Below are 26,085 nucleotides of genomic sequence, written 5' to 3'. Positions count from 1 at the left end.
TGGGGATGGGCGGTCGCCAATCCTCGACGGCCGGTGAGCGCGCAGGAGCTTTCCTGCCGCCATAGGAAATTTCACCTTCCCCCGAGTGGGGAGGCCCGGCCGAAGCTGGCGATTCATCCTGCATATTCCCCCCGCCGACAAGCGCACCCTGGGCAGACCTCGACCGGCGCCTCCCGCACCGGTCGCCGTCTTCATCGCCCGGGGGCCCGATGCCACGCCATTCCCGCTTCGCCGCTTTCAGCCTGATCGAGTTGCTCGTCACCCTGGCCGTGCTGGCCATCACCGCCGCCATCGCGGTGCCCGGCTTCACCCAACTGATACGCAACCAACAGGTGCAGGGCGCCGCCCAGGAGCTGTACTCTCTGCTGCTCTATACCCGCGGCGAGGCGGCCAGCCGCGGGCGCTCCGTCACACTGAAGCCGGCCCAGGGCAGCGCCTGGACCGGGGCACTGGCGGTGACGGCCGGCAGCACCAGCCTGCGGCAGGTGACGCTGCGTGACGCCGTCGTCCTGGCCAGCGCTGCGAGCAGCATCGTCTTCCGCGCCGATGGGCGCCTGGGCGGCAACGCGACCTGCATCAGCATCTGCCCGGCCGTGGACGGCGCGACTTGCCAGCGCATCCGCATCCTCGCCAGCGGGCAGATAGCCTTGCCGGCCAGCGGAGGCTGCTCATGAGGGCCGCGTGCGCAGGCGTCGGCCTGATCGAGGTGCTGGTGGCGCTGCTGGTGCTGACGGTGGGCGGCCTGGGCATGCTCGCCCTGCAGTCGCGGGCGGTGCAGAACACCCAGGAGGCCACCCTGCAGGGCAACGCGGTGATGCTCGCCCACGACCTGCTGGAGATGATGCGCAGCAACCGCGACGCGGTGCTCGACGCGACGGGGCAACTGGACGGCGAGTCGAAGTATTTCAAGGCCTTTCCAGCCATACCCCAAAACTGCGGGACACGAGAGCGCGGTAGCGGTGGCGACGATGTCGCGACCGCCGACCTCGGCTGCTGGCGTGGCCGGGTCGAGCGCCTGCTGCCGGTAACCGCGGACATCCTGACGGAAAACTTTGCGGTCTGCCGCAGCGCTTCGGGCGAAGCCTGTTCCGACGCCGGTTCCCTGGTGATGATCCGAGTCGCCTGGGCCGACGAACGCTCGAAAATGTGCGATGGGGGCGTGTGCAGCTACGTGCTGCGCGCGGAGCTGTGAAATGAGGGGCTCTCATCTGCGCCATGGCCAGCGGGGCCTGTCGCTGGTCGAACTGATGGTGGCGCTGCTGCTCGGCAGCGTGCTGATCATCGGCGTCACCCAGCTGTTCCTCGACCAGAAGCGCCACGCCCAGTTCCAGTTCGGCCAACTGGCCAACCAGGGCAATGCCCGTTTCGCCACCCACGCCATCGAGCGCCTGGTGGCCCGCGCCGGCTACCGGGCCAAACCCCAGGCGCAAATAGCCGAGGAAGCCTTCCCGGCACGGGTAGCCGTCCATGGCTGCCCGGCTTTCGCCGCCGGGCAGACGCTGGCCCTGACCCAGGGCGGCAAGAGCGCGGCCCTGTGCGTGCGCTACCAGCGTGGCCTGGAGGCGCAGGAGGCGGATTGCGGCGGAACGTCGCTGCCCTTCTCCACGCAACCGCTCACCGTGGTCGCCCGCCTGGCGCTGGACAGCAACGCCGGAACGCTGACCTGCGCCGCCTTCGTCGAAGGCGGAAGCGGCCCCGGCTCCGCCAGCGTGCTGGTCGAGGAGCTGGTGGATTTCAGCTTCCAGCCGCTTTCCGATAGCGCCGAGCAAGTGCAGCAGCTCGGCCTGTACCTGCTGTTCGCCGGCAAGGGCGGTCAGGGCGATGGCATCGCCAGCGGAGTGCGCGGCGACTGGCAGGCGCTGAGTGGCCGACCCCCCGTCATCGCCGCCAGCGACACCCGTCCGTTGCAGATCGCCTTCGCCGCCATCGCCCAGAGGAGCCTGAAGCCATGACTGTCCGTGCAAGCGCAACGGCCCAGGGCGGCGCCGTGCTCATCGTGGCGCTGGTCATGCTGCTGCTGATGACCCTGCTGGCCCTGTCCGGCATCTCCGCCAGCCAGCTGGAGTTCCGCCTGGCCGGCAATCGCGCGGAGCAGGTGCGCGCCTTCAATGCGGCCGAATCGGCCTTGCGCAACGTCGAGCGGCGCCTGGCGGATATCGCCGGCAGCGACGACCTGCGCGGCGCCAGTTGCGCCGGGCGCCAGGGCCTCTGCGTGCTGCAGGTGGACAGCGTGCGGCGCGTCAACGCGCAGGGCGCCTGGCAATGGGGCTGGAGCAGCGATCCGGGTGCGTGGTGGGAGAAGGCGCAGAACGCCATCGACTACGACGGCCAGGGCGGCTTCGAGCGGACGCTGCGCCAGCACGCCGCCTACTTCGCCAGCGATGGCGACGGCCTGAACCTGGGCAACCTCGACGAGCCGCAGCTGCGCACCGACTACTACTACGCCGACGTCTATGCCGGGAGCGATGACGGGCGCACGCCGGTGCTCCTGCAATCGGTCTTCGCCCGGCGCTACGTGAACTGAGGAAAGCCGATGAGCCTTCGCCGCCACTACCCCCGTCTCCTCCTCGGCCTGGCCGCGCCCTGGCTGATCGCACCGGCGAGCGCCGATAAGCTGCACATCAGCCAGCAGCCGCTGTTCCTCAGCCAGACGGTGGCGCCGAACCTGATCCTGACTATGGACAGTTCCGGCAGCATGTGGGATGCCTATGTCCCCGATAACATCGAGAGGGACGCCGATAGCCGCCGGGCCAAGTCGGCCAGCTACAACGCGATGTACTACAACCCCCGGCTGACCTACCGGGTGCCGAAGCAGGTCAGGTTCAGCAACGGCCAACTGACAGTGGGCGAATACCCTGTCAGCCAGGGCGGCGGCTTCGATTTCACCCGGGTCAGGCGCAACGGTTTCGATGAACGACGCCAGACGGTCGACCTGGCCAACGAGTACCGGGTGACCTGGAGTTACTCCCCGGACTCGTCGAGTGATTCCAAGACAGCTAGGCATCCCGAAAGAGACTTCAAGCACAAGGCCTATATCTCCTCCAACGGGCAAGTCTGGAGAAAGGAGATCGCCACCGGCTTGAATCTGGAGATCAAGCGAACAGGACAGTTCTCGTGCGAGGCGCGACTCAACGGCAGGGTGGTTCCCTCCTGTAGCAATGAATTTCTCACGAACAACTACTGGGCGGATCTGACCAGCAGCGGCGTGCCGGCGTACTACTACAGGTTCGACGCGAGTCTGAGCGGCTGCTCGGCGTCCGCGACCGACAACGACAGCTGCTACAAACTGGTCAAGGTTGGCGCGAACTCCGGCCCGAACGGGGAGGACGAGCGGGAGAACTTCGCCATCTGGTACGCCTTCTACCGCAACCGCGCCCTGGCCACCCAGAGCGCCGCCAACCTGGCTTTCAGCAGCCTGCCCGAGTCCATCCGGCTGACCTGGCAGGATTTGAACGGCTGCAGCCAGCTCAATGGGCAGTGGGGGTGCAACGGCATCAGCTACAGCGGCGGCAATCTGCTGCGTCCATTCGCCAAGAAGCACCGCGCGGACTTCTTCTACTGGCTGTCGAGCGTCAGGTTCAGCGGCGGTACGCCCCTGCGCCAGGCGCTGGACCGGGCCGGCAAATTCATCGCCGACGAGGACAGCCCAGCCTACGACTTCGAGCCCGGCGGCAAGCAGGAACCTAAATTCACCTGCCGCCCCAGCTACCACCTGATGATGACCGATGGACTGTGGAACGGCAGGGGAGGTTCGGTGGGCGGCAACATTGATGCCAATGGCAGAACGATGCCGGATGGCACTCGCTACGCGGCCCGCTCGCCCTTCAAGGACGGGGCGAAGGACACCCTGGCCGACCTGGCCTTCCACTACTGGGCCACCGATGCGCGCACGGACCTTGCCAACGAGCTGAAGCCCTACGTTCCCTTCGCCCAGGCGGACGCCACCAGGCAATACTGGGACCCGCGCAACAACCCGGCGACCTGGCAGCACCTGGTGACCTTCACCATGAGCCTGGGCCTGGGGCAGTCGCTGGTTAGCCCGAAATGGGCGGGCGGCACCTTCGAGGGGGCTGGCTACCAGGGCCTGGCCAACGGCAGCATCGCCTGGCCGCCGGCGAAGTCCAGTGACAAGAACAACGTCTACGACCTCTGGCACGCGGCGATCAACTCCCGCGGCGAGTTCTTCAGCGCCGAGGACCCGCAGCAGATGGTCGACGCCTTCGCCAGCATCCTCTCGCGCATCGCCAACCGCACCGCCTCGGCGGCGCGGCCAGCGGTGGCGGCCGGCGAGGTGAAGGACCAGGCGCATGTCTACGTCGCCTCCTTCTCCAGCGAGGACTGGAGCGGCGACCTGGTCAAGTACCTGCAACCGGCGAACGCCGGCCGGCAGCAGCTGTGGAGCGCCAAGGCGCTGCTCGACGCGCGCAAGAGCCCGCGGCGGATACTCATGGGCAAGGGCAAGAGCCTGGTGGACTTCGCCTGGAGCAACCTCGACAGCGGGCAGCGGCGTGTCTTCAACCAGACGCTCTCCGGCGACCAGGACGCCCGCGGCGAAGCGCGCGTGCAGTACCTGGCCGGCAAGCGCGACCTCGAAGGAGGCGAGTTCCGCAGGCGCGGCGGGCTGCTCGGCGACATCGTCAACTCGGCGCCGCTGCTGGTGACGGCGCCGTCCCGCCCGGCGCTCCCGCGCGACCGCCTGGAAGACCCCGACAATGACGGCCTGAGCAGCAGGGACAACGCCTACAGTGAATTCAAGGCGGCGCAGGCCTCGCGGCGCAGCATGATCTACGTCGGCGCCAACGACGGCATGCTGCACGCCTTCGACGCCGAGACCGGCGAAGAGGTCTTCGCCTTCGTGCCCCGTCCCGCCCTGGCCGGCATGTACCGGTTGACCGATCCGCGCTACACCATTGCGGAGCATCGCTACCTGGTGGATGGTCCCCTGGTCGCCGAGGACGTGTTCTTCGGCGGTGCCTGGCGCAGCGTGCTGGTCGGCGGCCTCGGCGCCGGCGGCCGCGCGCTCTTCGCCCTGGACGTCACCGACCCGCAGCAGCCGAAACTGCTCTGGGAGATCGAAGGCGGCGCCGGCCCGTTCGCGCGCCTCGGCCATACCCTGGCGCGCCCGGTCATCACCCGCCTGCACAGCGGCCAGTGGGCGGTGCTGGCCGCCAACGGCTACGACGGCCTGCAGGACATGGCGGTGCTCTACCTGATCGACATCGCCACCGGCGCGCTGTTGCGCGAACTCAACGTGAGCCAGGGCGGCGATGCCGCCAACGGCCTGTCCAGCCCCCGCGCCGCGGACATGGACGGCGACGGCATCGTCGACCATGCCTACGCCGGCGACCTGCTCGGCAACCTCTGGCGCTTCGACCTCTACAAGGCCACCAGCCAGGACGGATATGGCGGCCCCGACTCCGCCAGCGCCGCGGACTACCGGGTCGGGCTGGCCGGCCGGCCGCTGTTCCGCGCCCGCGACGCCTCCAGCAATGTCCAGCCCATCACCGCGGCGCCCTGGCTGGTCCGCCATCCCTCGGGCCAGGGCGTGCTGGCGCTGCTGGGCACCGGCAAGTACTTCGAGGTCCACGACGCCGAGGCCGACACCAGCCGGGCGATGAGCCTCTACGGCATCTGGGACAGGCTGATGTCGGGAGAGCAGGGCGGCAACGACTCGACGGTGACGCGCAACAGGCTGCAGGCCCAGAAGTTCACCCAGACCGCCGACAGCTACCGAAGCCTCAGCAGCAACCCGCTGGCCTGGGCGCCCGCTGCGCAGAAGCCTGGCTCGGGCGGCAACGGCAAGCATGGCTGGCTGCTGGACCTGCCGCAGACCGGCGAACAGGTCGTCGCCGACCCGGCCAGCAGCGGCCGGCTGGCGTTGTTCGCCACGCTGACGCCGAACGCCGATCCCTGCCAGGATGGCGTCAGCACCTGGCTGCTGGCGCTCAACCCTCTGACCGGCGGGGCGCCGCTGACGGACGCGCTGGACTACAACAACGACGGCGTGGTCGATGCGCAGGACCGTGTCGGCAACGACAAGGTCGCCGGCGTGCTGCTCCCCGGCGGCCTGGGCGGGGCGTCTCTCGGCTTCGACCTGTCCAGCGGCCTGGGGGTCGCCCACGGCAGTGAAGGGGCGGTGCGCTTCTACGATGGTATCCGTCCGGGCCGGCAGAGCTGGCGCCAGATGGAGGCATCCGAATGAGCAGGCAGCGGGGGTTCAGCCTGCTGGAGCTGATGATCGCCGTGGTCGTCGTCGGCATCCTCGCCAGCGTCGCCTATCCCAGCTACGTGGAATACGCGCGGCGCTCCGACCGCGCCGAAGGCCAGGCCCTGTTGATGGAGGCGGCGGCGCGCCAGGAACGCTTCTTCGCGCAGAACCGCCGCTATGTGGTGGCGAATGCCGACATCGCCTCTCTCGGGCTGCAGGCGCGCTCGCGCAATGGGCGCTACGCCCTGACGGTGGCGGCCGGCGGGAGCGGCAATGGTGGCTATTTGCTGAGCGTCGCGCCACAGCGCAACGATCCGCGCTGCGGCACCCTGACGCTCGATGCCCTGGGCCAGCGCAGCCCGGCCACCAGCGAGTGCTGGCGCTAGGTCGGCGCGCGGTCGACCCACTTGGGCGCGGCCAGGGGCTTCCAGGCCTGCAGGGCATCGATCAGTTCGGCCGGGGTGGCGCCGCGCTGCAGCATCTGGCGATGTTCCGCGCGCACGAAGCGTTCCTGCACCAGGTGATCGAGGAAGGTCAGCAGCGGGTCGTAGAAGCCGTTCACTTCCAGCAGGCCCAGGGGCTTGGCGTGGTAGCCCAGCTGGCCCCAGGTCCAGACCTCGAAGAGTTCCTCCAGGGTGCCCAGGCCGCCGGGCAGGGCGATGAAGGCGTCACTCAGCTCGGCCATGCGCGCCTTGCGCGCATGCATGCCGTCGACCACCTCCAGGCGGCTCAGGCCCTTGTGGCCGATTTCCGCCTCCTTCAGGCTCTGCGGGATGATCCCCACCACCTCGCCGCCGGCGGCCAGGGCGGCATCGGCCACCATGCCCATCAGGCCCACGGCACCACCGCCGTAGACCAGGCGCAGACCGCGTTCGGCGATATGCCGGCCGAGGCTCTCGGCCGCTTCGCGGTAAATGGGGCTGGCACCGGGGCTGGCGCCGCAGAATACGCAGATGGAACGCAAGGTCATTGCCTGGAACTCCGTGACCGTCAAAACGGTCGTCAGAGTAACTGCTGCGTGTCCGCGCTCCAAGCCGCCATGGCCGACCTAGCCGCCGCAAGCGCCCTGGGCATAGCACGCGAGGACTTGCTGAAAAATTGTATACATGTTTGTATCCGATTTGTCGTGCATGGCGACGCTCTCCGTCAGGCATCCGTGACGGTCTATGCTGGACGGGGCGCGCTAATTTGCCTCGTTGAAAGTTCGTATCAGCCTGATAGAACTGCATGCTGGCAAGACTATGGCGCCGCCCGCACCGAATTGACCTGGATCAGCAGGCGCCACCCGACTATCGGGCAGTCTGCCGTTCCGGATTCTCCGCCCAACCTGCCCAGGAGGCTCGTATGTTCCACAAACTCGCTGCTGTCACCCTGCTCGGTCTGTTCAGCGCCCCGCTGCTGGCTGCCGAATGCTCGGTGGACATTCAAGGCAACGACCAGATGCAGTTCAACACCAACGCCATCAGCGTGGACAAGAGCTGCAAGACCTTCACCGTGAACCTGTCCCACCCCGGCGCCCTGCCGAAGAACGTCATGGGCCACAACTGGGTACTGACCACCGCCGCCGACATGCAGGGCGTGGTCGCCGACGGCATGGCCGCCGGCCTGGACAAGAACTACCTGAAGGACGGCGACACCCGCGTGATCGCCCACACCAAGATCATCGGCTCCGGCGAGAAGGACTCGGTGAGCTTCGACGTCTCCAAGCTCAAGGAAGGCGAGCAATACATGTTCTTCTGCAGCTTCCCGGGCCACTCGGCAATGATGAAGGGCACCCTTGCACTGAAGTGAGTTCGTCGCCTCGTACGAAAGCCCGGCTTGCAGCCGGGCTTTTTCGTTTTAACTTATCCGGGTACGCGGCCCGCCATGCCTGGGGCGCGTCAGGGGGAAAACGTGTACCACGGTGAACGATTCAATGCCTGGACCCACCTGCTCGGCGCCGTGGCGGCGCTGGTGGGCGGCACTTGGCTGGTGGTTGCCAGCAGCCTGCTCGGCGATGCGCTGAAGATAGTCGGCGTCTCGGTCTACAGCGGCAGCCTGCTGCTGCTCTACAGCGTCTCCACCACCTACCACAGCGTGCGCGGGCGGGCCAAGGCGATCCTGCGCAAGCTCGACCACCTGTCGATCTACCTGTTGATCGCCGGCAGCTACACGCCCTTCTGCCTGGTGAGCCTCAAGGGCGCCTGGGGCTGGACGCTGTTCGGCATCGTCTGGGGCCTGGCGGTGCTGGGCATGCTGCAGGAACTCAAGCCGCGCTCCGAGGCGCGGGTGCTGTCCATCGTCATCTACGCGGTGATGGGCTGGATCGTGCTGATCGCCCTGGGGCCGCTGTACCACGCCCTCGGCCCGGGCGGCGTGGCCTGGCTGGTGGCCGGCGGGGCCAGCTACACCATCGGCATCCTGTTCTTCGCCTACGACGAGCGCTTCCGCCACTGGCACGGCATCTGGCACCTGTTCGTGATCGCCGGCAGCCTGCTGCACTTCGTGGCGGTGTGGCAGTACGTGCTGCCGGCGCGGGTGGCGTAGGCGCGAAATACAGTCCCTCCCGGCAGCTTGTAGGAGCGGGCCCTGCCCGCGAAATCGCGCGCAGGGCGCGCTCCTACATGGAATGGCGCGGGTGGGGCAGCGTAGGAGCGGATCTCATCCGCGAATCGCGCCGGTGGGGCGGGTTAATCGCGGACAAGGTCCGCTCCTACGAGGGTAGCTAGGCGTATCAGGATGACGCTGAGCTCGCCAAATGCTCCGAACGGCCCCCTCTCCCTTCAGGGGGAGGGTTGGGGAGAGGGGGCGGAATTCATCCGGACACCAATGGCATCCGGGGTACGCCGTTCGCGAGCAAGCTCGCTCCTACGAAGAGCATCTCGGCGCAACCTGTAGGAGCGGGCCCTGCCCGCGATTTCGCGCGCAGGGCGCGCTCCTACATGGAATGGTGTGGGTGGGGCAGCGTAGGAGCGGATCTCATCCGCGAACCGCGCCGGTGGGGCCGGTTAATCGCGGACAAGGTCCGCTCCTACGAGGGTAGCTAGGCGTATCAGGATGACGCTGAGCTCGCCAAATGCTCCGAACGGCCCCCTCTCCCTTCAGGGAGAGGGTTGGGGAGAGGGGGCGGAGTTTATCCAGACACCAATGGCGTCCGGGATATGCCGTTCGCGAGCAAGCTCGCTCCTACGAAGAGCATCTCGGCGCAACCTGTAGGAGCGGGCCCTGCCCGCGAATCGCGCGCAGGGCGCGCTCCTACATGGAATGGCGCGGGTGGGGCAGCGTAGGAGCGGATCTCATCCGCGAATCGCGCCGGTGGGGCGGGTTAATCGCGGACAAGGTCCGCTCCTACGAGGGTAGCTAGGCGTATCAGGATGACGCTGAGCGCGCCGAACGCTCCGAACGGCCCCCTCTCCCTTCAGGGAGAGGGTTGGGGAGAGGGGGCGGAATTCATCCGGACACCAATGGCGTCCGGGGTACGCCGTTCGCGAGCAAGCTCGCTCCTACGAAGAGCATCTCGGCGCAACCTGTAGGAGCGGGCCCTGCCCGCGAATCGCGCGCAGGGCGCGCTCCTACATGAAATGGAGTGGGTGGGGCAGCGTAGGAGCGGATCTCATCCGCGAATCGCGCCGGTGGGGTCGGTTAATCGCGGACAAGGTCCGCTCCTACGGGGGTAGCTAGGCGTATCAGGATGACGCTGAGCTCGCCGAACGCTCCGAACGGCCCCCTCTCCCTTCAGGGAGAGGGCTGGGGAGAGGGGGCGGAGTTCATCCGGACACCAACGGCGTCCGGGATACGCCGTTCGCGAGCAAGCTCGCTCCTACAGGGGAATGGCGCAGGGCCCGCTTACGGCGCCTTCGGCAACTGCCGCTTGTGGTGGGTCTTCTCGTAGGTGCGCTTGATGATCTCGAAGGCTTCCGGGCTGACCGGCTGGCCGTGCAGGAAGGCGTCGATCTCCTGGTAGGTCACGCCGTGGGCGTGTTCGTCCGGCTTGCCCGGGGCGAGGTCTTCGAGGTCGGCGGTGGGCACTTTTTCCACGAGGAATTCCGGGGCGCCCAGGGTGCGGGCGATGGTGCGCACCTGGTGCTTCACCAGGCCGGTCAGCGGGGCGATGTCGCAGGCGCCGTCGCCGAACTTGGTGAAGAAGCCCATTACCGCCTCGGCGGCGTGGTCGGTGCCCACCACCAGGCCCTGGCGGGCGTTGGCGATGGTGTACTGGGCGACCATGCGCATGCGCGCCTTGGTATTGCCCAGGGCGAAGTCCACGGTGGCGGCGGGCAGGCCGTCGAGGGCGCGGGTCTGCTCGGCCAGGGCCTGGACCGCCGGGCCGATGTTCACCGTGTGGCGCTCGTCCGGGTCGATGCAGTCCACCGCCGCCTGAGCGTCGGACTCGTCGCCTTGCACGTTGTAGGGCAGGCGCACGGCGATGAAGCGGTAGTCCGGGTTGCCGGTCTCCTCGCGCAGGCCTTCCACGGCGCGCTGGCAGAGCATGCCGGCGGTGAGGGAGTCGACACCGCCGCTGATGCCCAGCACCAGGGTCCTGGTGCCCGACTCGCGCAGGCAGTCCTGGATGAAGCGGATGCGGCGCTGGATTTCCGCCTGCACGTCGGCCTCCGACTGGAAGGGCGGCTGCGCGTTGAGGTCCTTGGCGATGGTGTCTTGGATGGTTTTCATGGGGCTCCTCTGTCCGGTTGTGGACGGGCGCGGCCCGTCGGATGCGGAAAAAATACCAGCACACGGCGTGCCGGGCGATGCCCGGATGGTCGCGGGCGCTTCAGGGCTGTTGCAGGTGCTCGCCGATCCACTCGACGAAGGCGCGCACCTTGGGCACCGCCGCGGCCTGCTCGGGGTAGGCCAGGTAGTAGGCGCTGCGGCTCTGCAGGCTGTGCGGCCAGGCGACCACCAGCTTGCCTTCGGCCAGTTCCTCCTCCACCAGGAAGCGCGGCAGCAGGGCCACGCCGCAGCCGGCCTGGGCGGCGCGGATGCACATGTAGAAGGTGTCGAAGCGCGGCCCGTGGAAGCTGTGCTCGCTGCGCCGGTCGAGGCTGGCGAACCACTCGTGCCAGGCCTCCGGGCGGGTGGCGTTCTGCAGCAGCACCAGTTCGTCCAGCTGCAGCGGGTCGTCCAGCGGCTGCGCCGGGAGGATCGCCGGCGAGCACACCGGCAGCATTTCCTCGCCGAACAGGTGCAGGCACTCGGCGCCGGGCAGGGTGCCGGGGCCGAAGAAGAAGGCCACGTCGCAGCGCGAGTGCAGCAGGTCGTCGGGCTCCAGTTCCTGGCGCAGGTCCAGGTGGATGTTCGGGTGGCGGTGGCGCCAGCCGTTGAGCAGCGGGATCAGCCAGCGCGCACCGAAAGTGGGCGGGGTGGACACGCGCAGCACCTCGGTCTCGCCGCCGTAGGACAGCAGGTAGCGGGTGGACAGCTCCACCTGGCTGAGGATCTTGCGCACCTCCTGCAGGTACAGCTCGCCCGCCGGGGTCAGCTGCAGGCGCCGGCGCACGCGGCGGAACAGCAGGTGCTGGAGCATTTCCTCCAGCTGCGCCACCTGCTTGCTCACCGCGCTCTGGGTCAGCGCCAGCTCCTCCGAGGCGCGGGTGAAGCTCAGGTGCCGGGCCACGGCCTCGAAGCACTGCAGGGCGGTCATGGAGGGCAGGTGGCGTTTGTTGAGCATCGTCGTGATCGGCTCTGTGAAGGCCCCAGGGGCGGCTCCGCCGACGCGCAGCCGCCCCTGGCATGAATTTACGGAATGATGTGCATAGGAAACGTTGTTTGTTGGCCGCCTGCAAGCCGGTTATTACTGCTTGCATTCCAATGGCTTAACCGACTGGCTCAGGAGACGCGATGATTTCCGCACTGCTCGAGAAACTGGGAGTCGATTCCTCCCTCTACTCCAACGGCGACCATGTCATCCACAGCCCCATCGACGGCAGCCGCCTGGGCGCCGTGCGCCTGGAAAGCGCCGCCGAAGTGGAGCAGAAGATCGGCCGCGCGGCCCAGGCCTTCGCCGCCTGGCGCGCGGTGCCGGCGCCGCGCCGCGGCGAGCTGGTGCGGCTGTTCGGCGAGCAGCTGCGCGCGCACAAGGCCGAGCTGGGCGAGCTGGTGTCCTGGGAAGCCGGCAAGATCACCCAGGAAGGCCAGGGCGAAGTGCAGGAGATGATCGACATCTGCGACTTCGCCGTCGGCCTGTCGCGCCAGCTCTACGGCCTGACCATCGCCTCCGAGCGCCCCGGCCACCACATGCGCGAGACCTGGCAGCCGCTGGGCGTGGTCGGCGTCATCAGCGCCTTCAACTTCCCGGTCGCCGTGTGGTCGTGGAACACCGCGCTGGCCCTGGTGTGCGGCAACCCGGTGGTGTGGAAGCCGTCGGAGAAGACGCCGCTCACCGCGCTGGCCTGCCAGGCCCTGTTCGACAAGGCCCTGGCGCAGTTCGGCGACGCCCCGGCCTGCCTCAGCCAGGTGGTGATCGGCGACCGCGCCGCCGGCGAGGCCCTGGTGGACGACCCGCGCGTGGCCCTGGTCAGCGCCACCGGCAGCACCCGCATGGGCCGCGAAGTGGGCCCGCGCGTCGCCGCGCGCTTCGGCCGCAGCATCCTCGAGCTGGGCGGCAACAACGCCATGATCCTGGCCCCCAGCGCCGACCTGGACATGGCCGTGCGCGCCATCCTGTTCAGCGCCGTGGGCACCGCCGGGCAGCGCTGCACCACGCTGCGCCGGCTGATCGCCCACGAGTCGGTGAAGGACGAGATCGTCACCCGCCTGAAGGCCGCGTATTCGAAGGTGCGCATCGGCCACCCGCTGCAGGGCAACCTGGTCGGCCCGCTGATCGACGAGCGCAGCTTCCTGGCCATGCAGGGCGCGCTGGAGCAGGCGCGCGGCGAGGGCGGCGTGGTGTTCGGCGGCGAGCGCCAGCTGCAACAGCAGTTCCCCGACGCCTTCTACGTTTCCCCGGCCATCGTCGAGATGCCCGAGCAGAGCGACGTGGTGCGCAGCGAGACCTTCGCCCCGATCCTCTACGTGGTCCCCTACAAGGACTTCGACGAGGCGGTGGCGCTGAACAACGCCGTGCCCCAGGGCCTGTCGTCCTGCGTGTTCACCACCGACCTGCGCGAGGCGGAAGCCTTCATGTCGGCGATCGGCAGCGACTGCGGCATCGCCAACGTCAACATCGGCCCCAGCGGCGCGGAAATCGGCGGCGCCTTCGGTGGCGAGAAGGAAACCGGCGGCGGCCGCGAATCCGGCTCCGACGCCTGGAAGGCCTACATGCGCCGGCAGACCAACACCGTGAACTGGTCGCGGGAGTTGCCGTTGGCCCAGGGCATAGTGTTCGATTGAGGGCTACAGCCCGGGAGCGCTCCCGCTCTTCGTAGGAGCGAGCTTGCTCGCGAACCAGGCCCCGCAGCGGAATCGGTTCGCGAGCAAGCTCGCTCCTACAAGGGGGGGGCTACGCCGGGCTGTCGGCCGCAGTACAGAGTCATTCACAAGGTTCGCGTAGAAGGATCGCTGGATGTCGCTTCGCCAAGAGTGTCTGTGGGAACACCTGACCCCCGAGCGGCCGCAGGCGCCGTCGCTGCTGGGGGAACACGAGGCCGACGTGTGCGTCGTCGGCGCCGGCTTCACCGGGCTCTCCGCGGCCCTGCACCTGCTGGAGGCGGGGCGCAGCGTCTGTGTGCTGGAGGCCCATCGAACCGGCCATGGCGGCGCCGGGCGCAACGTCGGGCTGGTCAATGCCGGCCTGTGGATTCCGCCGGACGACATCGAGGCGGGCATGGGCCAGGAGGTCGGCGCGCGCCTGAATCGCATGCTTGGCGCGGCGCCCTCGCTGGTCTTCTCGCTGATCGACAAGTACGCCATCGACTGCCAGGCGCGCCGCGAAGGCACCCTGCACATGGCCCACAACCAGCGCGGCCTGGACGACCTGCGCAGCCGCTGCGAGCAATGGCAGCGCCGCGGCGCCCCGGTCGAGCTGCTCACCGGCGCGGCCTGCGCCGAGGCCTGCGGCACCGAGCGGATCGCCGGCGCGCTGCTCGACCGCCGCGCCGGCACCCTCAACCCCATGGCCTACGTCAGCGGCCTGGCCCGCGCCGTGGTCGAGCTGGGCGGCGGGCTGTACCACAACTCGGCGGTGACCGCGCTGGAGCGCGAGGGCGCTGCCTGGCGCGTCATCACCGGCGAGGGCAGCGTGCTGGCGCAGAAGGTGGTGATCGCCTCCAGCGCCTACACCGAGGGCGAGTGGACGCAACTGCGCCGCACCTTCTTCCCCGGCTACTACTACCAGGTCGCCTCGCGCCCGCTGGAGGGCGCCGAGGCCGCGCGCATCCTGCCCGGCGGCCAGGGCTCCTGGGACACCCGCCAGGTGCTCAGCAGCATCCGCCGCGACGCCGACGGCCGCCTGCTGCTCGGCAGCCTGGGCAAGGGCACCGGCAAGCCGGAATGGTTCATCCGCAGCTGGGCCGACCGCATCCAGCAGCACTACTTCCCGCGGCTGGGCAAGGTGGACTGGGAATTCACCTGGACCGGCTGCATCGACTTCACCCCCGACCACCTGATGCGCCTGTTCGAGCCGGCGCCGGGGCTGCTCGCCATGAGCGGCTACAACGGCCGCGGGGTGACCACCGGCACTGTGGTGGGCAAGGCCTTCGCCGACTTCCTGCTGCGCGGCGAGGCCAGCGCCCTGCCCATGCCCCTGCGGCCGCTGGAGGAGGTTTCCGCGGCGGGCCTGCGCAGCTGCCTGTACGAGGCGGGCTTCTCGCTCTACCACGCCGGGCAGTGCCTGCGCGTGGTGATCTAGTGGCGCGCCCGGGACGGGGGCGCCCGGCCCCGTCCGCCTCGTCTGGCCCCTTCTGCACTTTGGTCTAGCCTTTTTGGTGCGTTACCTCGATGGGCGCGCACCGAGAATGTGCAGTTAGGTGACAGCGATGGTTACCGCTCGGGTTGCGCCCGTTGGCTGCTGGTTGTGCCAGCTCGCGGGATGGACGGTTGCGCCCATCGGATGTTTGGGTTGCACCTTTTGTTTTTGGGGGTTGCACACGCCAAAAGCTGTTTTCTGCCGGCCCTGGCCGGTTCTGCTGTCCGACTTTTCGAATAACAAAAACGGATGGCACGCGGCTTGCTGTTGGCTAATCGCCAACATCTGTTGTTTCGCGCGTCACCACAAAAACCTCAGGAGCAAAACTCCATGTCGCAGAAGATTTTCAGAAAAGGCTTTCTGGCCCTGGCGGTAACCGCCGCGATGGGCATGACTTCTCTCGCCCAGGCCGACGTCGTGATCGGCGTCGCCGGCCCGCACACCGGGGCCAATGCCTCCTTCGGCGAGCAATACTGGCGCGGAGCGACCCAGGCCGCCGAGGACATCAACGCCGCCGGCGGCGTCAACGGCGAGAAGATCAAGCTGGTGAAGGCGGACGACGCCTGCGAACCGAAGCAGGCCGTGGCCGTGGCCAACCGCCTGGTCGACGAAGACAAGGCGGTGGCGGTGGTCGGCCACTTCTGCTCCTCCTCCACCATCCCCGCCTCCGAGGTGTACGACGAGGCCGGCATCATCGCCATCACCCCCGGCTCGACCAACCCGGCGGTCACCGAGCGCGGCCTCTCCGGCATGTTCCGCATGTGCGGCCGCGACGACCAGCAGGGCATCGTCGCCGGCGACTACATCGTCGACGTGCTCAAGGCCAAGAAGGTCGCGGTCATCCACGACAAGGACACCTACGGCCAGGGCCTGGCCGACGCCACCCGCGCGCAGCTGAACAAGCGCGGCGTGAAGGAAGTGCTGTACGAGGGCCTGACCCGCGGCGAGAAGGACTTCAACGCCCTGGTCACCAAGATCCGCGCCTCCGGCGCCGAGGTCGTCTACTTCGGCGGCCTGCACCCCGAGGCCGGCCCGCTGGTGCGGCAGATGCGCGAACAGGGCCTGACCGCCAAGTTCATGTCCGACGACGGCATCGTCACCGACGAACTGGTCACCACCGCCGGCGGCCCGCAATACGTCAAGGGCGTGCTGATGACCTTCGGCGCCGACCCGCGGTTGATCCCCGACGGCAAGGCGGTGGTCGAGAAGTTCCGCGCCGGCGGCTTCGAGCCCGAGGGCTACACCCTCTACGCCTACGCCTCGGTGCAGGCCCTGGCGGCCGGCTTCAACGGCGCCGGCAAGACCGACCCGGCGGCCGCTGCCAAGTGGCTGAAGTCGCACCCGGTGCAGACCGTGATGGGCAAGAAGGAGTGGGACCAGAAGGGCGACCTGAAAGTCTCCGACTACGTGGTCTACGAGTGGGACGACAAGGGCAAGTACCACCAGCTGGACGCTTTCAAGAAGTGATCCCGGCCTGAAGCGCCGACTGCCGGCGCCGCCACGAGCGGCGCCGGCATCCCCGCAGGTCGACGTCGCCCGCTGGCGGTCACGAGCCGCATCAGGCGCGCCGCGTCAGCCTTTTCCTGCCCCGCTTGCGTGAGTATCCAATCGTGGACGGCATCTTTCTCCAGCAAATGATCAACGGGCTGACCCTCGGGTCGGTCTACGGCCTGATCGCCATCGGTTACACGATGGTCTACGGCATCATCGGCATGATCAACTTCGCCCACGGCGAGGTTTACATGGTCTCGGCCTACCTTTCCGCCATCGGCCTGGCGCTGCTGGCCTTCTTCGGCCTGCATTCCTTCCCGCTGCTGATCCTCGGCACGCTGATCTTCACCATCCTGGTCACCGGCGTGTACGGCTGGGTGATCGAGCGCATCGCCTACAAGCCGCTGCGCAACTCCACGCGCCTGGCGCCGCTGATCAGCGCCATCGGCATGTCGCTGATCCTGCAGAACTACGTGCAGCTGTCCCAGGGCCCGCGCCAGCAGGGCGTGCCGACGCTGCTCGAGGGCGCCTTCAAGCTCCACATCGGCGACGGCTGGGTGCAACTGACCTACACCAAGCTGTTCATCCTGCTGGCCTCCTTCGCCGGCATGGCCGTACTCACCTACGTGATCCAGTACACCAAGCTCGGGCGCATGTGCCGCGCCACCCAGCAGGATCGCAAGATGGCCTCGATCCTGGGCATCAACACCGACCGGGTGATCTCCTACGTGTTCGTCATCGGCGCCGCCATGGCCGCGCTGGCCGGCGTGCTGATCACCATGAACTACGGCACCTTCGACTTCTACGCCGGCTTCATCATCGGCATCAAGGCGTTCACCGCCGCGGTGCTCGGCGGCATCGGCTCGCTGCCCGGGGCCATGCTCGGCGGCCTCATCCTCGGCGTTGCCGAGGCGCAGTTCTCCGGCATGGTCAACACCGACTACAAGGACGTGTTCGCCTTCGGGCTGCTGGTGACCATTCTCATCTTCCGACCGCAAGGACTCCTGGGCCGTCCCCAGGTATCGAAGGTGTGAGCATGGCTAGCGCAACCGCTTCCGCCCCGCGCATCGACCTCAAGCAGAGCCTGGTGGACACCGTCCTGGCCGGCCTGGTCGCCCTCATCGTGTTCGGCCCCATCGTCGGCATAGTGCTCGACGGCTACAGCTTCAACCTGCAACCGGTGCGCCTGGCCTGGATGGTCGGCGCGGTCATGGCCGGGCGCCTGGTGCTCAGCCTGTTCCTGCAGACCACCGTCGGCAGCCGCGTCCTCGACCGCTTCGAGGGCTCCGACTCCGGCATCCAGGTGCTGCCGCCGGGCTACAAGACGCGCCTGCGCTGGATCATCCCGCTGCTGGTGGTGGCCGCCGTGGCGCTGCCGTTCTTCGCCAACAAGTACCTGCTCACCGTGGTCATCCTCGGGCTGATCTACGTGCTGCTGGGCCTGGGCCTGAACATAGTGGTCGGCCTGGCCGGGCTGCTCGACCTGGGCTACGTGGCCTTCTACGCCATCGGCGCCTACGGCCTGGCGCTGGGCTACCAGTACCTGGGCCTGGGCTTCTGGACGGTGCTGCCGCTGGCCGCCATCACCGCGGCCATGGCCGGGGCGCTACTGGGCTTCCCGGTGTTGCGCATGCACGGCGACTACCTGGCCATCGTGACCCTGGGCTTCGGCGAGATCATCCGCCTGATCCTCAACAACTGGCTGTCCTTCACCGGCGGCCCGAACGGCATGCAGGTGCCGGCGCCGACCTTCTTCGGCCTGGAGTTCGGCCGCCGCGCCAAGGAGGGCGGCACGCCCATCCACGAGTTCCTCGGCATCGATTACAACCAGAACCTCAAGTTCATCTTCATCTACGCCGTGCTGTTCCTGGTGGTGCTGCTGGTGCTGTACGTCAAGCACCGGCTCACGCGCATGCCGGTGGGCCGCGCCTGGGAAGCGCTGCGCGAGGACGAGATCGCCTGCCGCTCGCTGGGCCTGAACCACGTGCTGGTCAAGCTCTCGGCCTTCATGCTCGGGGCCTCCACCGCGGGCCTGGCCGGGGTGTTCTTCGCCAGCTACCAGGGCTTCGTCAACCCGTCGTCGTTCACCTTCTTCGAGTCGGCGCTGATCCTCGCCATCGTCGTGCTCGGCGGCATGGGTTCGACCCTCGGGGTGGTGATCGCCGCCTTCGTCCTGACGGTGACGCCGGAGCTGCTGCGCAGCTTCGCCGACTACCGCGTGCTGCTGTTCGGCATGCTCATGGTGCTGATGATGATCTGGCGCCCGCGCGGGCTGATCCGCATCAACCGCCGGGGCTTCGCCGCACGCAAGGGGGTGGCGCCATGAGCGACAAGATTCTCAGCGTCGAGCACCTGATGATGCACTTCGGCGGCATCAAGGCGCTCAACGACGTCAACCTGGACGTGGAGCGCGGCTCCATCACCGCGCTGATCGGCCCCAACGGCGCCGGCAAGACCACGGTGTTCAACTGCCTGACCGGTTTCTACAAGGCCACCGGCGGGAAGATCCTGCTCAACACCCAGGGCGGCACCACCGACGTCATCAAGATCCTCGGCCAGCCGTTCCAGGGCGGCGATTTCATCAACCCGGCGCAGTTCGGCAGCCGCGTGTACTACAAGATGTTCGGCGGCACCCACCTGGTGAACCGCGCGGGGCTCGCGCGCACCTTCCAGAACATCCGCCTGTTCCGCGAAATGTCGGTGGTGGAGAACCTGCTGGTGGCGCAGCACATGTACGCCAACCGCAACCTGGTCGCCGGCATCCTCAACACCCCCGGCTACCGCCGCGCGGAAAGCGATGCGCTGGACCACGCCTTCTACTGGCTGGAAGTGGTCGACCTGGTGGACTGCGCCAACCGCCTGGCCGGCGAGATGTCCTACGGCCAGCAGCGCCGCCTGGAGATCGCCCGGGCCATGTGCACGCGCCCGGAGATCATCTGCCTGGACGAACCGGCCGCCGGCCTCAACCCGGCCGAGACCCAGGCGCTGAGCCGGATCATCCGCTTCCTGCGCGACCACCACGGCATCACCGTGCTGCTCATCGAGCACGACATGGGCATGGTGATGAACATCTCCGACCACATCATCGTGCTCGACCACGGCGACGTGATCGCCCGCGGCCTGCCGGCGGAGATCCGCAGCAACGACAAGGTGATCGCCGCCTACCTGGGCGCAGACGAAGAGGAGGTCGCATGACGGCGCCGATTCTGGAATTCCGTGATGTGGATGTGTTCTACGGGCCGATCCAGGCGCTGAAGAAGGTTTCCCTGACCGTTGGCGAAGGCGAGACGGTGGCGCTGATCGGCGCCAACGGCGCCGGCAAGTCCACCCTGCTGATGTCCATCTTCGGCCAGCCGCGCGCGGCCGCCGGGCAGATTCTCTACCGTGGCCAGGACATCGCCCGGCGCTCGGCGCACTACGTGGCCTCCAACGGCATCGCGCAGTCGCCGGAAGGGCGCCGGGTGTTCCCCGACATGAGCGTGGAGGAGAACCTGCTGATGGGCACCATCCCCATCGGCATGGACCACGCCCAGGAAGACATGCAGCGCATGTTCGACCTCTTCCCGCGGCTGAAGGAGCGGCGCAACCAGCGCGCCATGACCATGTCCGGCGGCGAGCAGCAGATGCTCGCCATCGCCCGCGCGCTGATGAGCCGGCCCAAGCTGCTGCTGCTCGACGAACCCTCCCTGGGCCTGGCGCCCATCGTGGTCAAGCAGATCTTCCAGACCCTGCGCGAACTGGCGCAGACCGGCATGACGCTGTTCCTCGTCGAGCAGAACGCCAACCACGCCCTCAGGCTCTCCGACCGCGGCTACGTGATGGTCAACGGCGAGATCCGCATGAGCGGCACGGGCGCGGAGTTGCTGGGCAACCAGGAGGTGCGCGACGCCTATCTGGGTGGGCATTAGCGTCGTAGTCGCTGGGTTCCCGCGTTCGCGGGAATGACGGGGTCGAGTCCCGCTCCGGTATTCGATTCCGTCTTCCCCGCGAACGCGGGGATCCAATGAACCAGCCTTCACCGGGGGCCCCATGCAAAACGTTCGCTTCCTCACCAACGCCGACGTCGCCGAGCGCCTGGCTTATCCACAACTGATCGAAGCCCTGCGCCAGGGCCTGGCCGGCGCCTGCGAGGCGCCGGTGCGCGGCTGCCATGCGCTGCCCGGCGACGCCACGCTGCTGACCATGCCGGTGTGGCGCCCGGGGCAGGACATCGGCGTCAAGCTGGTCACCGTATTCCCCGGCAACGGCGCGCGCGGCCTGCCGGCGGTGGCGGCGCTGTTCTGCCTGTTCGACGGCGTCGACGGCCGCCCGCTGGCGCTGCTCGAAGCCTCCGAACTCACCGCCCGGCGCACCGCCTGCACCTCGGCCCTGGCGGCGGACCACCTGGCCCGGCGTGACGCCGAGCGCCTGCTCATCGTCGGCAGCGGTACCCTGGCGCCGCACATGGTGCGCGCCCATTGCGCGGTGCGTGACTACACCGACGTCGCCATCTGGGGCCGGCACCCGTCCAAGGTCGCCGCGCTGGTCGAGCGCCTGGCCGGCGAAGGCTACCCGGTGCGCGCCTGCGAAGACCTCGCCGCAGGCGTTGCCGCGGCCGACACCATCAGCTGCGTGACCACCTCCCGCGAGCCGCTGGTGCGCGGCGAGTGGCTGAGCCCCGGCACCCACCTCGACCTGGTCGGCGCCTTCCTGCCGAGCATGCGCGAGACCGACAGCGAAGCCGTGCGCCGCGCGCGCATCGTCGTCGACACCCGCGAAGGCGCTCTGGAGGAAGCCGGCGACCTGCTGATCCCCCTGGCCGAAGGCGCCATCGCCGAATCGGCCATCCACACCCAGCTCGGCGACCTGCTGCAGGGCCGGGGGCTGCGCCGCGACGACCAGGAAATCACCCTGTTCAAGTCGGTCGGCTACGCCCTGGAAGACCTGATCGCCGCGCGCCTGCTGGTGGAGCAGGGCGGCTAGCGGGTTGTCCACGGAATCTGTTGGGCAAGCTGTGGATAAGCTTGGGAAAGCTGCTCCCGGCCCAGGCGTGCCGTGGGTTGCGCAGCACTGCCTGAATACTGACCAGGGGCATGGCGCAAGCCGCGAAACATCTGGGCTTCTGCGCCCGTGGCAGGCGCTCGCCAGGCATTCGGGAAAACCGCTGCCGGCTGTGGAACAGCCTGTGGAAAACCTGGGGGAAAACCTCTCCGCCCCGCGTCCCTGGGCGCCTGCCGAACTGTTCGGCCATTGTGGACGGCCGCTGTAGCGCTGGCTGGCGGGGCAGGGCTGCTATCCTGCGAAGTCCGACAGAAAAACCGCCAGCAGAGGAATTGGCCCATGACTCCCACCCTGTTCATCACCGGCGCCACCTCCGGCTTCGGCGAAGCCTGCGCCCGCCGTTTCGCCCGCGACGGCTGGTCGCTGGTGATCACCGGCCGCCGCGAAGACCGCCTGCAGGCCCTGGCCAAGGAACTGTCCGCCCAGGCCGAAGTCCTGCCGCTCACCCTCGACGTGCGCGACCGCGCCGCCGTGGCCCGCGCCGTGGACAACCTGCCGGCCGGCTTCGACAAACTGCGCGCGCTGATCAACAACGCTGGCCTGGCCCTGGGCGCGGACCCGGCGCAGGAGTGCGACCTGGACGACTGGGACACCATGGTCGACACCAACATCAAGGGCCTGATGTACTGCACCCGCCTGCTGCTGCCCCGGCTGATCGCCCACGGCCGCGGCGCCAGCATCCTCAACCTCGGCTCGGTGGCCGGCCAGTGGCCGTACCCCGGCAGCCACGTCTACGGCGCCACCAAGGCCTTCGTCGAACAGTTCTCCCTGAGCCTGCGCTGCGACCTGCAGGGCACCGGCGTGCGCGTCAGCAACCTGGAACCGGGCCTGTGCGAAAGCGAGTTCTCCCTGGTGCGCTTCGGTGGCGACCAGGCCCGCTACGACAAGACCTATGCCGGCACCGAGGCGCTGCAGCCCGAAGACATCGCCGAGACCATCCACTGGATCGTCAACCAGCCGCCGCACATCAACATCAACAGCCTGGAGATCATGCCGGTGAGCCAGGCCTGGGCGGGGTTCTCGGTGCATCGCAAGGGGTGAGGAGCAGGCTCTTGTAGGAGCGAGCTTGCTCGCGAACGGAGTTTCCCGGCGATTCCTCTGCGTTGGTTTGACTCCGCTCCCTCTCCCTGAAGGGAGAGGGGACCGTTCGGAGCGCGCTGATGTTTCGGCGTCAGCCGGCTTGTACCGATTACCCGGCTGACACCAAATCCTTTCTCGGCACGGACAAGCCCCCTCTCCCTTCAGGGCGGGGCGCGCAGCCGAGGGCTGGGGAGAGGGGACTGAGGTTGGGGCCAACTGCGCAGCTGCCGGGGAGCTCCATTCGCGAGCAAGCTCGCTCCTACGAAAAGCACCACACCGCGTTATCATCCGCCAACTCCTCCCCGCCACAAGAGCCCCCTCGATGAGCAAACCAGGCCAACGCGTGCTGGCTGAACTGCGCAAGATGATCGCCTCCGGCGAACTGGCCGCCGGCGAGCGCATCGTCGAGATTCCCACCGCCGAGCGCCTGCAGGTTTCGCGCATGCCGGTGCGCATGGCGTTGCGTGTGCTGGAGCAGGAAGGGCTGCTGGTCAAGGCCGGCAACCGTGGCTACACGGTGCGCGAGGTCACCGAGGACGACATCGCCGGCGCCGTGGAGGTACGCGGCGTGCTGGAAGGACTGGCGGCGCGCCAGGCGGCCGAGCGCGGAATCTCCGAGCAGACGCGGGCGCAGCTTCAGCAATGCCTGGACGAAGGCGACCGCATTTTCGAAAAGGGCCACGTGCTGCCCGAGGACCTGGAGGCCTACCACAGCCTCAACATGCGCTTCCACCAGGCGATCATCGAGGCCAGCGGCAACCGCGCCATTGCCGAGGCCCTGGCGCGCAACGACCACCTGCCGTTCGCCTCGGTCAGCTCGCTGGCGGTGGACCGCGACAACCTGCCCCGCGAATACCAGCGCTTCAACTTCGCCCACATGCAGCACCACGCCGCCTACGACGCCCTGGTCAACGGCCAGGGCGCCCGCGCCGAGGCGATCATGCGCGAGCATGCCAACGCTACCCTGCGCTACGCCGAATACTTCCACCCGCCGCGCGAGGGTGTGGCGGTGCTGAAGAAGCCCACTGCTGCGGAAAAAGACCGGTCGTAGGGGCATGGTTCTGCCGGCCGCGCCGAGGCGCTCTGCGTAGGATGGGTTGAGCCTGCGAAACCCATGCGGTCGCGGTGATGGGTATCGCTTCGCTCAACCCATCCTACGGGGCGGTGTGTTTGCCGGAGGGTGTAGGAGCGCGCCCTGCGCGCGATTCGCGGGCAGGGCCCGCTCCTACACGGGAAACTCCCCAAGCAATCCCATCCCTACAGATCCAACACCAACCGCGCACTCCGCGACCGCGAGCAACAAGGCGTGAACTGGTCATTGGCAGCCTGCTCATCCTCGGTCAGGTACTGGTCGCGATGCTCCGGCACCCCTTCCAACACCCGCGTCAGACAGGTACCGCAGATACCCTGCTCGCACGCCACCTGCACCTCCACACCGACGCACCGCAGCGCTTCCACCACACTCTGCCCATCCTCCACGCGCACTACCTGCCCGCTGCTCGCCAACTGCACTTCGAAGGCTTCGCCGCCCACGTCCGGCTCAGCGCCGAAGTACTCACGGTGCAGGCGCGACTCGTCCCAGCCCAGGGCTCGCGCACTGTCCAGCACATGCTCCATGAAGCCCGCCGGGCCGCAGGTGTACAGCTGCGCATCGCCCGCCTGCGCCGCCAGCAACGTCGCCACGTCCAGGCGCCGCGCCGGCTCGCCGTTATCGAAGTGGCAATGCACACGGGTGGCGAAGGCGGATTGCGCCAGGTACTCGACGAAAGCCGCCTGCTGCGCCGAGCGGGCGCAGTAGTGCAGCTCGAAGTCGGCGCCGCTGCGCGAAAGTTGCTCGGCCATGCTCAGCAGCGGGGTGATGCCGATGCCGCCGGCCAGCAGCAGGCGCCGCCCCGGGCCTTCGGCGAGGGGGAAGAGGTTGCGCGGTTCGCCTATGCGCAACGGCTGGCCGGCCTGCAGTTCGTGCACCGCGCGGGAGCCGCCGCGCGAGTCGGCGCAGCGCAGCACGGCGATGCGGTAGCGGTGGGTTTCCTCCGGCGCGTTGCACAGCGAGTACTGGCGCACCAGCCCGCCCGGCAAGTGCAGGTCGATGTGCGCGCCGGCGCTGAAGGCGGGCAGGGGGCCGGCGTCGGGGCGGGCCAGTTCGAGGCTGAGGATGTCCGGGGTTTCCCGCTGCACGCGGGTGATGACGACGTCTAGCACGGTGGCGGTCTCACGCTTGGCCGGCCTCGCGGGCCGGCTCTGGAAAGGGGCTCAGGCGCTGGCGATGAGCGCGGCGGCGGGTTGCTGTTGCTCGGCCGCGCAGAGGCGTTCGAGGATGCGCCGCGACTGCACGCCGCCGGCGTCGATGTTCAGCTTCAGCAGTTGCCGTTGCGGATGGCGCAGCAGGTTCTGCTGCTGCTGTTCGAGCATCTCCAGGTCCTCGCCGAAGATCTTCCCCTGGCCCTCGCGGATGGTCGCGGTGAGCGCCGCGTCCTGCGGCTGGAAGTTGCGCGCCATGCCCCAGAAGTACCAGATCGAGGTCTCGCTCTCCGGGGTGATGAAGTCGACCACGATGCTCGCCGCCTTGTGCTGCGCCGGGGCGTGGTAGCCGCCGTGGCCGGCGTGGGCCACGCCAACCTCGATCAGCACGTGGCTGGGCGGGGTGAAGCGGCAGATCTGCCAGCGGTCCACCGGCACGTCGTCGGCCAGGCCGTTGCCGCGCAGGGCCAGGCGCCAGAAGGGCGGAGCCATGACGCTTTCCATATGCCGCTCGGTGATCACCTCGTCGCCCTCCGTGCGGGTCTTCGGCGCGGCTTCGTCGATCTCCTTCTGGCCGATGCTGTTGGCGTGCACGTAGGTCTCGTGGGTCAGGTCCATGAGGTTGTCGATCATCAGCCGGTAGTCGCACTGGATGTGGTACAGGCCGCCGCCGTAGGCCCAGTCCGGGTTGTCGGCCCATTCCAGGTGGTGGATCAGCGCCGGGTCGGCCTGCGCGGCGTCGCCCGGCCACACCCAGATGAAGCCGTAGCGCTCTTCCACGGCGAACTTGCGGATCGCCGGGAAGCCGCGCACGCGCTGGCCGGGCATGGACTCGGTGTGGCCTTCGCAGCCCATGGCCAGGCCGTGGTAGCCGCAGATCAGCTTGCCGTCCTCGACGAAGCCCAGCGACAGCGGCGCGCCGCGGTGCGGGCAGAAGTCCTCCAGCGCCGCCACGCGGCCTTCGGGGCCGCGGTAGAAGACCATCTTTTCGCCACAGACCTGCCGGCCCAGGGGCTTCTCGGCGATCTCGTCGGGGGTGCAGGCGACGTACCAGGCGTTCTTCGGGAACATGGGGCGATCCTCATCTTGTGGTTTTTATTGGATCCAATGGTTGGCTTCGAGCGGAAGGCCTGTCAACCGTGGTGGTCGAAAAATAATCAGTTCGATAACCGAACGAATTCCATGATCAGGCTGAAATCTC

23 protein-coding genes are annotated in these 26,085 nt (G+C 68.2%); 18 read left to right on the top strand and 5 right to left on the bottom strand.

The features are described from left to right. The first annotated feature begins 209 nt into the window (after nt 1–209). Genes ACTWJ5_RS28960 through ACTWJ5_RS28935 form a run of 6 tightly spaced genes read left to right on the top strand, consistent with a single transcriptional unit; the run spans nt 210 to nt 6,594 of the window. Nucleotides 210–674 carry a GspH/FimT family pseudopilin gene (locus ACTWJ5_RS28960; RefSeq protein WP_116424354.1) on the top strand — a complete coding sequence of 155 codons (465 nt, stop codon included), beginning with the start codon at nt 210–212 and terminating at the stop codon, nt 672–674. After that, a complete protein-coding gene (gene pilV / locus ACTWJ5_RS28955; RefSeq protein ID WP_116424238.1) occupies nt 671–1,192 on the top strand; it encodes a type IV pilus modification protein PilV in 522 nt (173 codons plus the stop codon). The genes ACTWJ5_RS28960 and pilV overlap by 4 nt, the downstream gene beginning before the upstream one ends. A 1-nt stretch (nt 1,193) precedes the next feature. Further along, the gene (locus tag ACTWJ5_RS28950; RefSeq protein ID WP_181926001.1) at nt 1,194–1,952 is read left to right on the top strand and encodes a PilW family protein; all 759 of its coding nucleotides are present in this window, start codon (nt 1,194–1,196) and stop codon (nt 1,950–1,952) included. Then, nucleotides 1,949–2,524, top strand: coding sequence for a pilus assembly PilX family protein (locus ACTWJ5_RS28945; protein WP_116424240.1), 576 nt, complete (start codon nt 1,949–1,951; stop codon nt 2,522–2,524). Before ACTWJ5_RS28950 ends, ACTWJ5_RS28945 begins: the two co-directional genes overlap by 4 nt. A gap of 9 nt (nt 2,525–2,533) precedes the next feature. After that, nucleotides 2,534–6,202, top strand: coding sequence for a pilus assembly protein (locus tag ACTWJ5_RS28940; RefSeq protein WP_116424241.1), 3,669 nt, complete (start codon nt 2,534–2,536; stop codon nt 6,200–6,202). Continuing rightward, nucleotides 6,199–6,594, top strand: coding sequence for a type IV pilin protein (locus tag ACTWJ5_RS28935; protein WP_116424242.1), 396 nt, complete (start codon nt 6,199–6,201; stop codon nt 6,592–6,594). The genes ACTWJ5_RS28940 and ACTWJ5_RS28935 overlap by 4 nt, the downstream gene beginning before the upstream one ends. On the opposite strand, the gene ACTWJ5_RS28930 is transcribed toward ACTWJ5_RS28935, so the two are convergent. Further along, nucleotides 6,591–7,178, bottom strand: a complete 588-nt coding sequence (locus ACTWJ5_RS28930; RefSeq protein WP_116424243.1) for an LOG family protein — start codon at nt 7,176–7,178, stop codon at nt 6,591–6,593. The two genes, ACTWJ5_RS28935 and ACTWJ5_RS28930, sit on opposite strands and share 4 nt — an antisense overlap. Before the next feature lie 374 nt (nt 7,179–7,552). On the opposite strand from ACTWJ5_RS28930, the gene azu reads away from it, so the two are divergent. Beyond that, nucleotides 7,553–7,999 carry an azurin gene (azu, locus tag ACTWJ5_RS28925; protein WP_009613416.1) on the top strand — a complete coding sequence of 149 codons (447 nt, stop codon included), beginning with the start codon at nt 7,553–7,555 and terminating at the stop codon, nt 7,997–7,999. A gap of 102 nt (nt 8,000–8,101) precedes the next feature. Further along, nucleotides 8,102–8,734 (top strand): PAQR family membrane homeostasis protein TrhA, encoded by a 633-nt coding sequence (gene trhA / locus ACTWJ5_RS28920; RefSeq protein ID WP_116424244.1) that lies wholly within the window; start codon nt 8,102–8,104, stop codon nt 8,732–8,734. Between the two features lie 1,299 nt (nt 8,735–10,033). On the opposite strand, the gene nadE is transcribed toward trhA, so the two are convergent. Both nadE and ACTWJ5_RS28910 read right to left on the bottom strand, forming a co-directional pair. Further along, nucleotides 10,034–10,861, bottom strand: coding sequence for an ammonia-dependent NAD(+) synthetase (gene nadE, locus ACTWJ5_RS28915; RefSeq protein WP_074985118.1), 828 nt, complete (start codon nt 10,859–10,861; stop codon nt 10,034–10,036). Between the two features lie 100 nt (nt 10,862–10,961). Continuing rightward, nucleotides 10,962–11,858, bottom strand: a complete 897-nt coding sequence (locus ACTWJ5_RS28910; RefSeq protein ID WP_074985116.1) for a LysR family transcriptional regulator — start codon at nt 11,856–11,858, stop codon at nt 10,962–10,964. A gap of 170 nt (nt 11,859–12,028) precedes the next feature. Between ACTWJ5_RS28910 and amaB the strand changes: the two genes are divergently transcribed. The 10 genes from amaB (at nt 12,029) to ACTWJ5_RS28860 (ending at nt 23,694) form a co-directional block, all read left to right on the top strand. Further along, the gene (gene amaB / locus ACTWJ5_RS28905; protein WP_444437029.1) at nt 12,029–13,519 is read left to right on the top strand and encodes an L-piperidine-6-carboxylate dehydrogenase; all 1,491 of its coding nucleotides are present in this window, start codon (nt 12,029–12,031) and stop codon (nt 13,517–13,519) included. A 172-nt stretch (nt 13,520–13,691) separates the two neighbouring features. Next, the gene (gene amaA, locus ACTWJ5_RS28900; protein WP_444437028.1) at nt 13,692–14,975 is read left to right on the top strand and encodes an L-pipecolate oxidase; all 1,284 of its coding nucleotides are present in this window, start codon (nt 13,692–13,694) and stop codon (nt 14,973–14,975) included. Nucleotides 14,976–15,362: 387 nt separating this feature from the next. Further along, nucleotides 15,363–16,499: a branched-chain amino acid ABC transporter substrate-binding protein gene (locus ACTWJ5_RS28895; RefSeq protein WP_074985110.1), complete on the top strand. Its 1,137-nt coding sequence runs from the start codon at nt 15,363–15,365 to the stop codon at nt 16,497–16,499. 143 nt (nt 16,500–16,642) lie between these two features. Then, nucleotides 16,643–17,557: an ABC transporter permease subunit gene (locus ACTWJ5_RS28890; protein ID WP_074985108.1), complete on the top strand. Its 915-nt coding sequence runs from the start codon at nt 16,643–16,645 to the stop codon at nt 17,555–17,557. Between the two features lie 2 nt (nt 17,558–17,559). Further along, the gene (gene livM / locus ACTWJ5_RS28885; protein ID WP_444437027.1) at nt 17,560–18,849 is read left to right on the top strand and encodes a high-affinity branched-chain amino acid ABC transporter permease LivM; all 1,290 of its coding nucleotides are present in this window, start codon (nt 17,560–17,562) and stop codon (nt 18,847–18,849) included. Then, complete coding sequence (locus ACTWJ5_RS28880; RefSeq protein ID WP_074985104.1) at nt 18,846–19,718, top strand: ATP-binding cassette domain-containing protein; 873 nt, start codon at nt 18,846–18,848, stop codon at nt 19,716–19,718. The genes livM and ACTWJ5_RS28880 overlap by 4 nt, the downstream gene beginning before the upstream one ends. Continuing rightward, the gene (locus tag ACTWJ5_RS28875; RefSeq protein WP_058071166.1) at nt 19,715–20,431 is read left to right on the top strand and encodes an ABC transporter ATP-binding protein; all 717 of its coding nucleotides are present in this window, start codon (nt 19,715–19,717) and stop codon (nt 20,429–20,431) included. The genes ACTWJ5_RS28880 and ACTWJ5_RS28875 overlap by 4 nt, the downstream gene beginning before the upstream one ends. A gap of 121 nt (nt 20,432–20,552) precedes the next feature. Beyond that, nucleotides 20,553–21,485 (top strand): ornithine cyclodeaminase family protein, encoded by a 933-nt coding sequence (locus ACTWJ5_RS28870; RefSeq protein WP_444437026.1) that lies wholly within the window; start codon nt 20,553–20,555, stop codon nt 21,483–21,485. Between the two features lie 357 nt (nt 21,486–21,842). Beyond that, the gene (locus ACTWJ5_RS28865; RefSeq protein WP_009613404.1) at nt 21,843–22,604 is read left to right on the top strand and encodes an SDR family oxidoreductase; all 762 of its coding nucleotides are present in this window, start codon (nt 21,843–21,845) and stop codon (nt 22,602–22,604) included. Nucleotides 22,605–22,965: 361 nt separating this feature from the next. Next, complete coding sequence (locus tag ACTWJ5_RS28860; protein WP_074985099.1) at nt 22,966–23,694, top strand: GntR family transcriptional regulator; 729 nt, start codon at nt 22,966–22,968, stop codon at nt 23,692–23,694. Nucleotides 23,695–23,900: 206 nt separating this feature from the next. Here the strand turns inward: ACTWJ5_RS28860 and ACTWJ5_RS28855 are convergent, their stop codons facing one another. Together ACTWJ5_RS28855 and ACTWJ5_RS28850 are read right to left on the bottom strand one after the other, a co-directional pair. After that, entirely contained in the window at nt 23,901–24,845 is a 945-nt protein-coding gene (locus tag ACTWJ5_RS28855; protein ID WP_444437025.1) for a PDR/VanB family oxidoreductase, read from the bottom strand. Between the two features lie 51 nt (nt 24,846–24,896). Further along, a complete protein-coding gene (locus ACTWJ5_RS28850) occupies nt 24,897–25,955 on the bottom strand; it encodes a Rieske 2Fe-2S domain-containing protein (protein WP_444437024.1) in 1,059 nt (352 codons plus the stop codon). Between the last annotated feature and the right edge of the window lie 130 nt (nt 25,956–26,085).

Source organism: Pseudomonas sp. A6 (genome assembly GCF_052367875.1).
GTDB lineage: Bacteria > Pseudomonadota > Gammaproteobacteria > Pseudomonadales > Pseudomonadaceae > Pseudomonas > Pseudomonas citronellolis.
Note: the sequence above shows the minus strand (reverse complement) of the source record. Positions and strands in the feature narration are given on the sequence as shown.